At 39.4% G+C, this 15,156-nt stretch carries 18 protein-coding genes; 14 read left to right on the top strand and 4 right to left on the bottom strand.

All coding sequences use genetic code 11. The features are described 5' to 3' along the window. Nucleotides 1-38: 38 nt before the first annotated feature. The 12 genes from QP437_RS06510 (at nt 39) to fis (ending at nt 10,587) form a co-directional block, all read left to right on the top strand. Complete coding sequence (locus tag QP437_RS06510; RefSeq protein ID WP_285267347.1) at nt 39-800, top strand: glycosyltransferase family 25 protein; 762 nt, start codon at nt 39-41, stop codon at nt 798-800. Nucleotides 801-860: 60 nt separating this feature from the next. After that, entirely contained in the window at nt 861-1,850 is a 990-nt protein-coding gene (gene menC, locus QP437_RS06515) for an o-succinylbenzoate synthase (RefSeq protein ID WP_285267348.1), read from the top strand. Between the two features lie 60 nt (nt 1,851-1,910). Continuing rightward, on the top strand, nt 1,911-2,363 hold the full coding sequence (aroQ, locus tag QP437_RS06520; RefSeq protein ID WP_054419056.1) for a type II 3-dehydroquinate dehydratase: 453 nt from the start codon (nt 1,911-1,913) through the stop codon (nt 2,361-2,363). Nucleotides 2,364-2,522: 159 nt separating this feature from the next. Further along, entirely contained in the window at nt 2,523-2,981 is a 459-nt protein-coding gene (gene accB, locus QP437_RS06525) for an acetyl-CoA carboxylase biotin carboxyl carrier protein (RefSeq protein WP_054419058.1), read from the top strand. A 60-nt stretch (nt 2,982-3,041) separates the two neighbouring features. Further along, the gene (gene accC / locus QP437_RS06530) at nt 3,042-4,388 is read left to right on the top strand and encodes an acetyl-CoA carboxylase biotin carboxylase subunit (protein WP_285267349.1); all 1,347 of its coding nucleotides are present in this window, start codon (nt 3,042-3,044) and stop codon (nt 4,386-4,388) included. Between the two features lie 124 nt (nt 4,389-4,512). Then, a complete protein-coding gene (locus QP437_RS06535; RefSeq protein WP_285267350.1) occupies nt 4,513-5,577 on the top strand; it encodes a transferrin-binding protein-like solute binding protein in 1,065 nt (354 codons plus the stop codon). 116 nt (nt 5,578-5,693) lie between these two features. Beyond that, nucleotides 5,694-5,948, top strand: a complete 255-nt coding sequence (locus QP437_RS06540) for a YhdT family protein (RefSeq protein WP_014064732.1) — start codon at nt 5,694-5,696, stop codon at nt 5,946-5,948. Then, on the top strand, nt 5,948-7,372 hold the full coding sequence (gene panF / locus QP437_RS06545) for a sodium/pantothenate symporter (protein ID WP_115911466.1): 1,425 nt from the start codon (nt 5,948-5,950) through the stop codon (nt 7,370-7,372). Before QP437_RS06540 ends, panF begins: the two co-directional genes overlap by 1 nt. Before the next feature lie 16 nt (nt 7,373-7,388). Beyond that, nucleotides 7,389-8,264, top strand: coding sequence for a DMT family transporter (locus QP437_RS06550; protein ID WP_285267351.1), 876 nt, complete (start codon nt 7,389-7,391; stop codon nt 8,262-8,264). Nucleotides 8,265-8,276: 12 nt separating this feature from the next. Further along, nucleotides 8,277-9,164 (top strand): 50S ribosomal protein L11 methyltransferase, encoded by an 888-nt coding sequence (gene prmA, locus QP437_RS06555; protein WP_075916892.1) that lies wholly within the window; start codon nt 8,277-8,279, stop codon nt 9,162-9,164. Nucleotides 9,165-9,313: 149 nt separating this feature from the next. Beyond that, nucleotides 9,314-10,294 (top strand): tRNA dihydrouridine synthase DusB, encoded by a 981-nt coding sequence (dusB, locus tag QP437_RS06560; protein ID WP_285267352.1) that lies wholly within the window; start codon nt 9,314-9,316, stop codon nt 10,292-10,294. Further along, a complete protein-coding gene (gene fis / locus QP437_RS06565) occupies nt 10,288-10,587 on the top strand; it encodes a DNA-binding transcriptional regulator Fis (RefSeq protein WP_005696908.1) in 300 nt (99 codons plus the stop codon). The genes dusB and fis overlap by 7 nt, the downstream gene beginning before the upstream one ends. A 46-nt stretch (nt 10,588-10,633) precedes the next feature. Here fis and QP437_RS06570 read toward each other — a convergent pair whose 3' ends face one another. The 4 genes from QP437_RS06570 to bcp all read right to left on the bottom strand — a co-directional run bounded on the left by QP437_RS06570 (nt 10,634) and on the right by bcp (nt 13,005). Further along, nucleotides 10,634-11,434, bottom strand: coding sequence for an energy transducer TonB (locus QP437_RS06570; RefSeq protein WP_285267353.1), 801 nt, complete (start codon nt 11,432-11,434; stop codon nt 10,634-10,636). Further along, nucleotides 11,431-11,907, bottom strand: a complete 477-nt coding sequence (gene exbD / locus QP437_RS06575) for a TonB system transport protein ExbD (protein ID WP_014064738.1) — start codon at nt 11,905-11,907, stop codon at nt 11,431-11,433. The genes QP437_RS06570 and exbD overlap by 4 nt, the downstream gene beginning before the upstream one ends. Before the next feature lie 2 nt (nt 11,908-11,909). Next, nucleotides 11,910-12,362, bottom strand: a complete 453-nt coding sequence (exbB, locus tag QP437_RS06580) for a TonB-system energizer ExbB (protein ID WP_285267354.1) — start codon at nt 12,360-12,362, stop codon at nt 11,910-11,912. A gap of 175 nt (nt 12,363-12,537) precedes the next feature. Then, on the bottom strand, nt 12,538-13,005 hold the full coding sequence (bcp, locus tag QP437_RS06585; protein WP_285267355.1) for a thioredoxin-dependent thiol peroxidase: 468 nt from the start codon (nt 13,003-13,005) through the stop codon (nt 12,538-12,540). 117 nt (nt 13,006-13,122) lie between these two features. On the opposite strand from bcp, the gene dapA reads away from it, so the two are divergent. Next, the gene (gene dapA, locus QP437_RS06590; protein WP_285267356.1) at nt 13,123-14,019 is read left to right on the top strand and encodes a 4-hydroxy-tetrahydrodipicolinate synthase; all 897 of its coding nucleotides are present in this window, start codon (nt 13,123-13,125) and stop codon (nt 14,017-14,019) included. Between the two features lie 100 nt (nt 14,020-14,119). Beyond that, on the top strand, nt 14,120-15,121 hold the full coding sequence (bamC, locus tag QP437_RS06595) for an outer membrane protein assembly factor BamC (RefSeq protein ID WP_285267357.1): 1,002 nt from the start codon (nt 14,120-14,122) through the stop codon (nt 15,119-15,121). Nucleotides 15,122-15,156 lie beyond the last annotated feature (35 nt).

The raw sequence follows: 15,156 nt of genomic DNA on the forward strand, positions 1-15,156 counted from the left end.
GATCCTTATTCATATTTTAGAATTATTTTATGTCCTGTATGAAACAACATAATTATGTGATTAGCTTAACCAGAGAAACAAAACGTCGCAAACATATTGAACAAGAATTTGGTCGGCAAAATATCCTTTTTTCATTTTTTGATGCAGTGACACCAGATTATATTGAGGATGTTGCAAAGAAATTTAATATTATTTTAGATCGCTCTTCAGAAGCTAAATTATGGGATGGGGAAATCGGTTGTGCGTTAAGTCATATCTCACTATGGAATTTAGCAGTAGAAAAGAACTTGGATTATATCAATATTTTTGAAGATGATATTTACTTAGGCGAGAATGCAAAAGAGCTGTTAGAAGTCGATTATTTGCCTGATGATATTGATGTATTGAAGCTTGAAGCTAATGGAAGAATGGTATTTCGCGCGCCTAGACCAGCAAAGTATGATAGAAAGATTTATCCCATAACATTTAAGCAATCAGGAACGGCGGGTTATACCGTGACAGCGAAAGGCGCTAAATATCTTCTCGAACAGGTGAAAAATAAACCCCTTGAGGTGGCCATTGATTCTCTTATCTTTGAGCATTTTTTGAATTTAAAGGATTACAAAGTGGTTCAGCTTTCACCAGGGATTTGTGTTCAAGATTTTGTTGTGAATCCGGATAAGCCTTTTGAAAGTAGTTTGCAAAAAGGTAGAGAGTCGGTTTGTGAAAATCAAACGAAATTTTCAGTCTTTGAAAGAATCATAAACGAATTTATGAGAGTAAAACGTAAATTATTTATGAAACAAGTGCCTTTTAAATAGAATGCGTGCGGTTAAAATCTGTGTATTTTTAACCGCACTTTTGTCATCAAGGAGAATAAGATGGAAACCAAATCATTTAATCTTTATCGTTATTCTATTCCCGTCGATAGCCAATTAATTTTACGTGGACGTTTTTTAAAACGTCGTGAAGGCTTGATTGTGCGTGTAGCTTGCAGCCGTGATGGATGGGGAGAGATTGCACCTTTGCCTGGGTTTAATGAAGAAACCATCGAACAAGCGCAAGAGCAAGCCATTGAATGGCTGACAAATTGGTGTCATGCAAGCTGCGAAGCACCAAGAGTTCCACTTGAGGGTTGTTATCCTTCTGTTGCCTTCGGTATTAGCACGGCGATGGATGAGATGAAACGTTATTTAAATGAGGAAGGTAACTATCATACCGCCCCTTTGTGCTATGGTGATCCTGATGAGTTATATGCAGAACTTAATCAAATGCCAGGTGACAAAGTCGCTAAAATCAAAGTCGGCATGTATGAAGCGAATCGTGATGGCTTGATTACGGATATGTTTCTTGAAGCCATTCCTGATTTGCAATTACGTCTAGATGCGAATCGTCAATGGACATTAGAAAAAGCCTTAAAATTTGCGGAGAAAGTAAAACCGCAACATCGTTCTCGCATTCAATTTCTGGAAGAACCTTGTAAAACCCGTGAAGAGAGCCGCCAGTTTGCAGCTCAAACAGGCATTGATATTGCTTGGGATGAAAGTGTACGTGAGCCAGATTTTCTTGTAGAAAAGGAACCGCACTTAAGTGCTATTGTGATTAAACCAACACTGGTTGGTTCGCTACAAGATTGTCAAAAACTGATCGCACAAGCACATAGTTTAGGCATAAAAGCAGTAATTAGCTCGAGCATTGAAAGTAGTCTAGGATTGACGCAACTTGCTCGTATTGCGGCACAATATACACCCAATGTGACCCCAGGATTAGATACGTTAAATTTGATGCAACATCAAGTATTACGTGCGTGGCCAGGCTCAGATTTACCGCTAATTGATTTAAATTCAGAATTTATTACCAAAATCGTCTAGAGATACGACCACCATTACACAAAAAATCGCTATAATTCGCACAAGTTAAAGGATGTGAAAATGTCAAAAAAATTCAATATTTTGCTGTTAAATGGCCCGAACTTAAATATGTTGGGCGCAAGAGAGCCGAAACATTATGGTTCGCTTTCGTTATCTGCCATTGAAGAAAATGTGGCAAAACTCGCGGCACAGCATGATGTGAATTTGGCGTGCTTTCAAGCAAATAGCGAAGAAAAGTTAATCGATAAGATTCATCAAAGTTTTCAAAAAGTGGATTTTATTTTAATTAACCCAGCAGCTTATACGCATACCAGTGTTGCATTGCGTGATGCGTTGCTTGCTGTGTCAATTCCTTTTGTTGAAATCCATTTGTCTAATGTACATAAGCGCGAGCCATTCCGTCACCATTCTTACTTTAGTGATGTGGCTGAAGGGGTGATTTGTGGCTTAGGTGCGAAAGGCTATGAGTTTGCTCTCCAATTCGCGTTAGATTTTTTAAATAAAAAAGCATAAAATTTCACAAAATTTACAGATTTTCGCAGAAATTTATCGCAAAGTACGTGATTTTGCGGTAATCTTGCCGACACAAAAAACAGGTTTCAAAATGACCGCACTTTGGAGTGAATTTTGAAAGTGCGGTTGAAAATTCATTAATATTTTTAGGAAGAGCGTATGGACATTCGTAAAATCAAAAAACTGATTGAATTAGTAGAAGAATCGGGTATCACTGAATTAGAAGTGCAAGAAGAAGAAGGTACAGTACGTATTAGTCGTGCGGCACCAGCGGTTGCACCTGCTGCAATTCAATATGCAGCGGCGCCTGTCGCACCCGTTGCGGCTCCTGCAGTGGCTCCAGCGGCAGCAGCACCTGCTGAAGCGCCAGCGGCTGAAATTTCTGGCCACCAAGTGCGTTCACCAATGGTAGGGACATTCTACCGTAGCCCAAGCCCAGAAGCGAAAGCTTTTGTGGAAGTGGGGCAAACTGTCAAAGTAGGCGATGCACTTTGTATCGTTGAAGCAATGAAAATGATGAACCGTATCGAAGCAGATAAAGCTGGTGTGGTAAAAGCAATCTTAGTAAATGATGGCGAAGCGGTTGAATTTGATCAACCATTGATCGTTATCGAATAATCCCTATCAATCTGAAATGGCGAGCTTTCTCGCCATTTTTTCACACAAGTGGAAATTGTTATGTTAGAAAAAGTTGTGATTGCTAACCGTGGTGAAATTGCACTGCGTATTTTACGTGCCTGTAAAGAATTAGGCATTAAAACTGTGGCGGTTCACTCTACCGCTGATCGTGATTTAAAACACGTGTTACTTGCAGATGAAACAGTCTGTATTGGACCTGCGCCATCTGTAAAAAGTTATTTAAATATTCCTGCTATTATTGCAGCGGCAGAAGTAACTGGTGCGGATGCTATTCACCCTGGTTATGGTTTCCTTTCTGAAAATGCAGATTTTGCAGAGCAAGTTGAGCGTTCTGGTTTTATTTTTATTGGTCCAACAGCAGACGTCATTCGTTTGATGGGGGATAAAGTTTCTGCGATTAAAGCAATGAAAAAAGCGGGCGTACCTTGTGTTCCAGGTTCAGATGGTCCTGTAGGCAGCGATATTGCGAAAAATAAAGAAATTGCAAAACGTATTGGTTATCCAATTATTATCAAAGCATCTGGCGGCGGCGGCGGTCGTGGTATGCGTGTCGTTCGTAGCGAAGATGCACTTGAAGAATCCATTGCGATGACCAAAGCTGAAGCAAAAGCAGCGTTTAACAATGATATGGTTTACATGGAAAAATATTTAGAAAATCCACGCCATATTGAAATCCAAGTTTTAGCGGATACACACGGTAACGCAATCTACCTTGCAGAGCGTGATTGTTCTATGCAACGTCGTCACCAAAAAGTCGTAGAAGAAGCACCCGCACCAGGTATTACCGAAGAAGTTCGTCGTGATATTGGTTCTCGCTGTGCGAAGGCTTGTGTTGAAATTGGCTATCGCGGTGCAGGTACATTTGAATTTTTATATGAAAATGGTGAGTTCTATTTCATCGAAATGAATACTCGTATTCAAGTAGAACACCCAGTAACAGAAATGATCACCGGTGTAGATTTAGTGAAAGAACAATTGCGTATTGCGGCTGGCTTACCACTTTCTTACAAACAAGAAGATATTAAAGTGAAAGGTCATGCGATTGAATGTCGTATCAATGCAGAAGATCCAAAAACATTCTTACCATCTCCAGGTAAAGTGGCACACTTACACTCACCAGGTGGCTTAGGTGTTCGTTGGGATTCTCATGTATATGCTGGTTATACTGTTCCACCACACTACGATTCTATGATCGCAAAATTAATCACATACGGTGATACTCGTGATGTTGCAATCTGTCGTATGCAAAATGCATTATCAGAGACGATCATTGACGGTATCAAAACAAATATCCCACTTCATGAACTCATTCTTGAAGATGAAAACTTCCAAAAAGGTGGTGCGAATATCCACTATTTAGAGAAGAAATTAGGGATGTATGATTAAAATGAAACGGCTAACGTAAGTTAGCCATTTTTATATCTTTTTAATAATTAATATATTTTCTTTGAAAAGGTATCTTAAATCCCTTTATAATGTGCACCTATTTATTTTTACCTAAGGAAAAACAATGAAATTTAATCTCTCTAAATTAAGTTTAACAATTTTGGCAACTGTAACGTTAGCCGCCTGTGGAAGTAGCGGTGATAGCAATACTCAACCAGCTGATCAAGCAAAACCCACTGAGCAAGTAAAACCCACTGAGCAAGTAAAACCCACTGAGCAAGTAAAACCCACTGAGCAAGTAAAACCAGCTGAGACAGTAAAACCAGCTGAGTCAGTAAAACCAGCTGAGTCAGTAAAATCAGTTGAGTCAGTAAAACCAGCTGAGACAGTAAAACCAGCTGAGACAGTAAAACCAGCTGAGACAGTGAAACCAGCTGAGACAGTGAAACCAGCTGAGACAGTAAAACCAGTGGAACAACCAAAAAATGAAGAACAAATCGTACTTAAACGAGTGGGGTTTGAGGTTAATAAAGAAGATAAAACAGTGACGGTCATTGAAAGACAAATACATGATGACAATAACGTTAATCTCGTTAATGTTGAAGGTCAAGAAATTGAAATTATTCCATCAGGGTATTACGAACGTCCAGTCATTGGAACTAATGAGAAAGAAGTGCTACAGGCTGATTATCCTGAATTGCGTTCTATTAGTGGCAAAAACTATAAAAATATTCGTTGGGGAAAATTTACGGAGCCTGCTTTAGGTTCTGATTATTATGTCGCATTTGGTGTAAATCCAACAACAGAAATGCCACAATCAGGTACTGCAAATTATACTGGAAATGGTATGCATGTAGAGAAGCGGGCTGATTACTTAGATTCTAACTTATCATTCGTAAAACTAACGGCTAATTTCGCAGATAAAACATTAAATGGCACAATTTCTTTAGCCAAAACAGGCTATAAGGACGTTCTTGTATCAAATGGGATTGCAGGGGGAGCTCTTTCTCCTAATGTACATTTTGATGATGTTTCCTTATCTGCCAAAATTCAAGGCAATCAATTTAGTGGAACAAGCGAGAAAGGTGTTCATACCGAAGGTGGGTTCTATGGAAAAGATGCTGAAGAGGTCGCAGGAACTTACAAAGGAAAAGATGCAATGGGTGTCTTTGGTGCTAGAAAAAATTAGAAATTTTCTGTCAATTTAAAAGCAAGCCTTGAGCTTGCTTTATTTTTATACTTGAGATAGAAATAAATATCTAATTTAGATTTATAATAGATAAAATTTTTTAACAGGAACTCAGAATGGAACTTTCACAACGATATAAACAAGCCGCCAAGGAGGCGCGCTGGGCATTAGGGTTAGCTATTTTTTATGTAATTGGATGGTGTGTTTGTGCTTATTTACCGAAAGACTCGCCTGGACCGATAGGTTTTCCGTTGTGGTTTGAATTATCCTGCATTTATTTACCTATTTTGTTTGTAGTCATTGGGTATTGGATTGTCAAAATTGTCTTTCTAGATATCCCGCTAGATGTTGAGTCAAAGGAGAATAAATAATGAATTTAGGTATTATTCTCCCATTAGTTATCTATTTAGTCTTCATCTTTGGCGCGGCATTATTTGCTTATGTAAAACGCAGTAAAGGTGATTTCCTTACGGAATATTATGTAGGAAATCGCTCCATGACGGGCTTTGTCCTTGCGATGACAACGGCTTCCACTTATGCCAGCGCCAGTTCTTTTGTTGGTGGACCAGGGGCAGCTTATAAATATGGGCTAGGCTGGGTATTACTCGCCATGATCCAAGTGCCGGCTGTTTGGCTAGCCTTAGGTGCATTGGGCAAAAAGTTTGCATTACTTTCTCGCGAGACCAATGCGCTTACTATCAATGATTTATTTCTCTATCGTTATAAAAATAAATATCTCGTTTGGATTTCCAGTCTAGCATTGTTGCTTGCCTTCTTTGCCGCTATGGTTGTGCAATTTATTGGTGGCGCAAGATTGCTCGAAACTACGATAGGGATTCCTTATACTCACGCCTTACTTATTTTTGCCTTAACGGTTGGCATTTATACGTTTATTGGTGGTTTCCGAGCCGTCGTATTAACTGATACGATTCAAGGTACCGTAATGATTTTTGGCACAATCGTACTATTAGTGGGCGTGATTTACCATCTCGGTGGCGTGGAAAGTGCGGTCAATAAATTAACTGAAATTGATCCGAGCTTAGTAAGCCCTTACGGCCCAAATGAGATGCTTGATTTTCAATTTATGGCATCATTTTGGATCTTAGTCTGTTTCGGTGTGGTAGGTTTACCACATACAGCCGTGCGTTGCATGGCTTTCAAAGATAGTAAAGCCTTACATCGAGGCATGCTCATTGGTACGATTGTCCTTTCAGTTATTATGTTAGGGATGCATTTAGCGGGCGCTTTAGGTCGTGCTGTTGTGCCAGATTTAACGGTGTCAGATAAAGTCATTCCAACCTTAATGTTGGAAGTGCTTCCGCCTATTGTTGCAGGGATTTTCTTAGCCGCACCGATGTCGGCGATTATGTCCACAGTTGATGCGCAACTCATTCAATCCTCCTCAATTTTTGTGAAAGACTTATATCTTGCAAGCAAACCTGAAGCCGCGAAGAATGAAAAACGAATTAGCCGTATTTCATCAGTCATTACACTAATTTTATCGGCGTTGTTAATTCTTGCCGCACTGAATCCACCTGATATGATTATTTGGTTGAATCTATTTGCTTTCGGTGGATTAGAAGCAGCATTCCTTTGGGTGATTGTATTAGGCATTTATTGGGATAAAGCAAATGCAGCAGGTGCAATAAGCTCAATGGTGGTGGGATTAAGTAGTTATGTGCTACTGACTCAATTTGGTATCAAACTATTTGGTTTTAATGCCATTGTACCTGCACTTGTATTTGGCTTGATTGCTTTCATCTTGGGTAACCAATTCGGCGCAAAAAAACAGTAAAAATGGACCGCACTTTATGATTTACCAGATCCTAGCATTGTTTATTTGGAGTAGTTCCTTTGTTGCCGCTAAATACACCTTTACAATGATGGACACCATTTTGATGATCCAAGCCCGTTTATTAATGGCGGCGATTATTGCGATGCCACTCTTTTTTCGTCGTTGGAAAGGCGTGTCTAAACCGATGCGAAAACAGCTTTGGTGGCTAGGTTTTTTCAATTATACCGCGACCTTTTTGCTGGGATTCATTGGTTTAAAATATACAAGCGCGGCGAGTGCAACGACCATGATTGGATTAGAACCATTATGTGTGATTTTCATTGGGCATTTTTTCTTTCAAGATCGTGCGAAATGGTATCATTGGTTGTGTGGGGCTTTTGCCTTTTTAGGCGTAGCCATTTTAATTTTAGGTGGGCAAGGAAATGAAGGCTCAAGTGAAATTAGTTTATTGGGTTGCTCCTTAGTGGTGGCGGCAAGTATTGTGTTTGCTTGTTGCTTGCGTTGGACGAAAAAAGTGGTGGCAACGGTTTCAGCACAAGCCTATACATCCATTTCGATTGTGTTAGCAAGCATCACCATGCTGCCATTTACTTTATTGCTGACGGAAAACTGGGATATCCATTTTAACTGGCTTGGTTTCTTCGGTTTGATTTATCTCGGTGTAGTATGTAGTTGGTTTGCCTTTTGGTTGTGGAATAAAGGCTTAAATTCGGTGGATGCAAAAATCTCGGGAATTTTGACCGCACTTGAGCCGATTTTTGGTGTCTTTTTGGCAGTATTATTACTCAACGAAGAGGTTTCACTTGTTTCAGCGCTTGGGATTATCATTATTGTGGTTTCAGCCCTAGGCGTAAGTTTATTACCCAGATGGTTACATAAAGAAATTAATTAAAAGGAAAAGAAGATGGCGTGGATTCAAATTCGCTTAAATAGTACAAATGAAAAAGCTGAGAAAATTAGCGATTTTTTAGAAGAAATCGGCTCAGTTTCGGTCACATTTATGGATAGCCAAGATACACCGATTTTTGAACCACTTCCAGGCGAAACACGTTTGTGGGGAAATACGGATGTGATTGCATTATTTGATGCAGAAACCGATATGAATGAAATTGTGAGTCTGCTTAAACAAGCACATCATTTAGATGAAAACACCGCTTACAAAATTGAGCAAATCGAGGATAAAGATTGGGAACGTGAATGGATGGATAACTTCCACCCAATGCAATTTGGCAAACGTTTATGGATTTGCCCAAGCTGGCGTGAAGTGCCAGATCAAAATGCAGTTAATGTGATGCTTGATCCTGGTTTAGCTTTTGGGACAGGTACACACCCAACAACTGCACTTTGTTTAGAGTGGTTAGATGGTTTAGATTTAACAGGCAAAACAGTGATCGATTTTGGCTGTGGCTCTGGGATTCTTGCCATTGCTGCTCTTAAATTAGGGGCAAAAAATGCGATTGGTATTGATATCGATCCACAAGCGATTCTCGCCAGTCGTAATAATGCAGAACAAAATGGTGTGGCGGATCGTCTGCAACTTTTCTTATCCGATGATAAACCCGCAGATTTAAAAGCGGATGTCGTTGTGGCGAATATTCTTGCGGGACCATTAAAAGAACTTTACCCGATTATTTCTCAATTAGTGAAAGAGGGGGGCGATCTTGGATTATCGGGTATTTTAGAAACTCAAGCACAATCGGTATGCGATGCGTATGCGCAATCGTTTAATTTAGATCCCGTAGCGGTGAAAGAGGAATGGTGCCGTATTACAGGTAAATTAAAATCGGCTTAATTTCTTTTTGTCAATTAAAAAAAGTGCATTTTTTGAACAAATTTCCCTTTGCAAAAAAAAAGAAAAATGCGTAATATAGCACCCCTTGTCGGTGACTGCTGTTGCCTGACTTGATAGAGATTAGGACTTGTAATTGGGGATAACATAAAATGCGAATTGGTTCTTATGAATTAAAAAATCGTATTTTATTGGCGCCCATGGCAGGTATCACGGATCAACCTTTTCGACGTTTATGTGCCCATTACGGCGCGGGATTAACGTTTTCAGAGATGATGTCCACTAATCCACAAGTTTGGCATACAGAGAAATCGAAACTTCGTTTAGCACATAGTGAAGAGCTAGGATTAAATGCGGTGCAAATCGCAGGTTCTGATCCTTTAGAAATGGCCCAAGCTGCAGCAATTAATGTAGCCTATGGCGCTGAAATTATCGACATCAATATGGGCTGTCCTGCAAAGAAAGTAAATCGAAAGCTGGCGGGCTCTGCACTGCTTCAATTTCCCGATTTAGTGGAGAAAATTTTAAAAGAAGTCGTAAATGCCGTTGATGTGCCTGTGACGTTAAAAATTCGCACAGGTTGGGATAAAGCAAATCGAAACTGTGTGCAAATCGGCAAAATTGCAGAACAATCTGGTATTCAGGCTTTAACCATTCACGGGCGGACGAAAGAATGCTTATTTGAAGGTGAAGCGGAATACGACAATATTCGAGCAGTGAAACAATCAATTTCAATTCCAGTCATTGCGAATGGTGATATTGATTCTGCCTCGAAAGCGAAAAAGGTACTTGAGTATACAGGTGCTGATGCAATAATGATCGGTCGTGCCGCACTAGGCAATCCATGGCTTTTTCAAGCCGTTGAGGCTTTAGTGGAACATGATTCGATAATTCAAACACCAAGTTTGCGTGAAAAGTGCGGTCATATTTTGCATCATATTCAGGAACTCCATCAGTTCTATGGTGAGCAAAAAGGCTATCGAATAGCCCGTAAACATGTGGCTTGGTATTTACAGGGAATTCAACCCGATTCCGTTTTTAGACAGACTTTTAACGCAATTAATGAACCGAAAGAGCAGTTAATTGTGCTGGAAGATTTTTTAAATTCAATTTTGGATAAAGAAAAATGTTAGAACAACAACGTAGTCCGTCTGAAGCGTTAACCGTTTCAGTTTTAAACTCTCAATCACAAGTAACAAACAAACCATTACGTGATTCAGTAAAACAAGCTTTACGCAATTACTTATCACAATTAGATGGTCAAGATGTGAATGATCTTTACGAATTAGTATTAGCGGAAGTTGAACACCCGATGTTAGATATGATTATGCAATACACCCGCGGTAACCAAACTCGCGCAGCTAATATGCTCGGTATCAACCGTGGTACATTGCGTAAGAAATTGAAAAAATACGGTATGGGCTAATTAAAATTAGCAAAAAGAAAGGCGAACATGATGTTCGCCTTTTTATTTATTGAATGGTGAAACTAATTGGTACGCTTACTGAAGATGCAAATCCAGCAGGTTTTGGACCGACAGGTCTCGCACTTTTTACAGCTTCAAGTGCTGCATTATCTAAGCTTTCATCACCAGAAGATTTAGTGACACGCTCTCCAGACAGAGAACCATCTCCTCCAACACTAAAACTGACGTTAACAATACCTTGTTTACGCATCATTTTAGCACGAGCAGGATATCGCTTATGCCGTTCAATTTCACGTCGAATAGCCGCACGATAGGCATTATGTTCATCTGTATTGGCACCAGAACCACCTTGAATACCATTTGTGCCAGGTTGACCAGTAGTTGTCGCTTTAGAATTTGCCGTAGCCGTTGAATTAATATTCTTATCGCCAATCGGTAAATTCTTCGGCACTTCTACCGCTTTCTCTTCTTTTACCTCATTTTTAGGTTTTTCTTTTGGCTTCTCTTTTGGTTTTGGTTTCGGTTTTTCTATTGGTTTTTCTGGCTTTTTCTCAGGTTCTTTTTTCTTCTCAGGCTCTGGTTTCTTCGTTGGATCAGCGACGACTTCCTGTTTTTCAGGTTCCGGTTCTGCCTGTTGAGGTTCGGGTTCCGGCTCAGGAGCGGGTTCTTCCACTCTCATCCCTTGAATCATTTCCATTGAAATCGTCGTGGATATTTCACCTGGAGCGTTACTTGCCGCTTCATGTGGCGTATGCCAGTTCCAAAATAACGCTCCAAGGATGCTACCATGAACCAATAAAGAAATAATCAAACCTAATAATGATCGTTTGGTTTGTTGGCTGTTCATTGACTACGTCCTACTCCAACGCCTCCGCTTGCAACTCCGCCTACTTCCGGCGTATTTTTTGATTCATTTCCTTGAGTCGTTTTACTTGGGGCGCCTTTATCTTTCATGGAAACAATGGCGACATTTTTGATTTCATTTTTCGATAACATATCGGTAATGGTCACGAAATCTTGGAAAGATGCATCAGCATCAATTTTTAACGTTACTTTTTGGTCTTTATTCCAACTCATAATTTCTTTTTCAAGCGCTTCTTGTGAAATGGGCTTATCGTTAAAATAAAGTTGTTTATCAGCCGTAACCGTTAATAATTTTGTTAATTCATCTGATTTGAATGCGACCGTAGAGCTCGCTTTTGGAACATTTACCTTAATTTTCCCTTGGGAAATAAAGGATGCGGTAACCAACACTATCGCTAATAACACCAACATAATGTCGATGAAAGGAATAATGTTGATTTCATCAAATTTTTTCACGATTATTCCTTATCTTTTTGAGCGTTTAATACTTTCCATTTCAAGAGATTTACTTCTACTTTACGACCTAAACCGCTATAGAACATCATGGAAGGAATTGCGACTAAAATACCTATTGCAGTTGCTTTTAATGCAAGAGAGAGGTGCATCATAATGGCTCCAGCATCGACTTCGCCATCGCCATGACCAATTTGGTAGAAAGTTAATAAAATCCCAATTACTGTACCGAGTAAGCCAACATAGGGCGCATTGGCACCAACAGTGGAGATTACGGTCATATTACGATTTAAATCAATTTCAAGTGCGTGAATATTGGAATATTTCGCTACGTTCACACTCTTTAAAAAGAGAAAACGTTCAATTACGGCGGTGAGCATGATCACACTCATCAGAAGTAGAATTCCGATAATCACGTAATCGCTATATTGTTCTAAAAACTCAAAAAGTTGTAGCATTTGATAGTCCTTGTATGGGTAATAAAAAAACTCAAATTGAATTGAGAATGAATTTCAATTAGATGTGGATTCTATCAAATGGAAAATTAAGCGTAAATATAAATTAAAAAAATGAGTATTTTTTTTACCGCACTTTGAGATAAATCAGAAAAGTGCGGTTGTTTTGAGAGGTATTTTAACGGGATTGTAGGTAATCTAAGACAACTTGATGATGTTCACCTGTTTTGAATTTATCAAAAACGTGCTGGATTTTGCCTTGTTCATCAATGAGAAAGGTAATGCGATGAATACCATCATAAACACGGCCCATGAATTTCTTTTCGCCCCATACACCAAATTGCTCGGCAACCTGGTGATCTTCATCGGAAAGTAAGGTGAAATTGAGCGACTTTTTCTCAACAAATTGAGCCAATTTTTTTGGTGTATCTGTGCTGATGCCTAAAATAATCACACCTAATTTTTCTAACTCACGTTTAGCATCACGCAAACCGCAGGCTTGAGTTGTACAGCCTGGTGTTAAGGCTTTTGGATAAAAATACACGAGTACTTTTTTGCCTTTAAAGTCGCTAAGTGAAATTGGCTGATTGTCTTGATTTAAAAGGGTGAATTGCGGTGCTAAGTCACCCACTTGTAATGTTTTCATAAAAAATCCTTAAAAATGTAAAAAATGATTTGTAAATTCAAGCTATTTTAGCGATTATAACCAGATATTTTCAAATGTTATTGTTAAAACGCAAAATAGATGTAAATGGAGCGCCTTATGACTACGCAAAACCCCTTATTTTCAGGCAGTATTGTTGCTTTAGTAACCCCGATGGATAACCACGGAAACATTGATTTTGAAACATTAGAAAAACTTATCGAGTTTCATATCAATGCAGGTACAGATTCAATTGTATCTGTGGGTACAACGGGAGAATCTGCCACATTAAGCATTGAAGAAAATGTGAAGGTGGTTGAAAAGACAGTTGAGTTAGCAAAAGGACGTATTCCAATTATTGCTGGCACTGGTGCGAATGCAACGAGCGAAGCCATTGTGATGACAAAATTGCTACGAGATAGCGGAGTCGCGGGTTGCTTATCTGTTGTGCCTTACTACAATAAGCCAACTCAAGAAGGCATGTTCCAACACTTTAAAGCGATTGCAGAATGCACGGACCTACCACAACTTCTTTATAACGTACCGGGTCGTACTGGTAGTGATATGAAACCTGAAACCGTGGCGCGTTTATCTCAAATTGAGAATATTGTAGGGATTAAAGAAGCAACAGGCGATTTAACTCGCATTACAGCGATTAAAGAATTAGCCGGTAAAGATTTCATTGTATTAAGTGGAGATGATGCCACAGGGTTAGAAGCGATGAAATTAGGCGCAGAGGGTGTTATTTCTGTGACAAATAACCTTGCTGCAAAAGATATGGCCGCGATGTGCCGCTATGCTTTAGCGGGCGATTTTGCGAAAGCGGAAGAAATTAATGTACGTTTAATGCCTTTACATCAAGATTTATTTATTGAATCAAACCCAATTCCAGTTAAATGGGCTGCATATCGTTTAGGTTTAATTAAGACTCCACACTTACGTTTACCACTTACTGTGTTAAGCGAAAGCGCGCAAGTAAAAGTAGAAGAAGCATTAAAAATTGCTAGCTTAATTTAATGAATTAAAGGGTTGTTTTTACAGCCCTTTAAACTTTCGGCTTTTTTATTTGTCAAAGAGCGGTCATTATTTTAATTATTTTTATTGAAGGATTTAAGGAATGAAAAAAATCGTACTGAGTTTAGTCGCGGCAGCATTATTATCGGCGTGTTCAAACAGCGCAGAAAAAATGCAGACGGCTAATGACACTTATCAAAATTCTGATCGTGAAATACCGAGCTTTTCTCCTTTAGCAAGTGGTGGTGTAACATTGCCGCAAGCCGATCCGACTTATGAACTTCCTCAGCTTAATGCGAAAAAAGAACGCGTGGATATTCGTCCGCCTTCAACCCCATTAGCGATTATCAAAAATTCTTTGACACAATTTGATGGTGAACGTGCATTGATTGTTTATACGGATGCACAAGCAGAGCTTTATAATCTCAAACAAATTGAGCGTTTATTGAAAGAAGAAGGCACGAATTCAACTTTAAATGGTGCGGTATTAATTAGCGATTGGGCGTCAACGGGTCGTGCAGATGATAAAGCCAATACAGAGATCCGTTATAAAATTGAACAAGTTATGGCGCAAGATGCAAGTGCGTTAGCGGTTTCTGTAGAACAAATGCGTCGTGATGGTGTGATTTATACGCCAAATCAAGCTGATAAGCAGCGCTATGCATCTGATCGTTTAAATCGTTTTGTTTCGGCGCTCACTAGCGCTTATAACAAGCAACAACAAGATTTAAGTAGTGCTTCTGTAGGACCTTTCCAATCTGGTTTAATTACTGATACGAATGGCAGAATGGCATTGGGTATGGATGCAAGCTTTGGTCAAGCATGGCAACGTTTAGGTTCGGCTCTACCGAAATTAGGCTTTAAAGCAACATCTGAATCTGCAGGCCGTGGTTATCGTGAATTGAAATATAAACCATTGGATAAACAAGAGTGGTTACGTTTAGGTGTGAATCCGCCTAATCTAGAAAAAGGCGTTTACCAAATGCAAATTTCTGCGGTGGGTAAACAAAGTGCGGTCGTGATCACTGATGAAGATGGCAAGGCATTACCAAATGAAGCGGCTCAATCGCTCTATTCAGCGTTGGGTGTGCTACTTGCGCAATAATATAGTAAGTTGAGAAATAAAAAGTGCGGTTCAAT

Origin of the sequence: Haemophilus sp. UMB1048 (genome assembly GCF_030218125.1) — a bacterium.
In the GTDB taxonomy this organism is placed as follows: Bacteria; Pseudomonadota; Gammaproteobacteria; order Enterobacterales; family Pasteurellaceae; genus Haemophilus_D.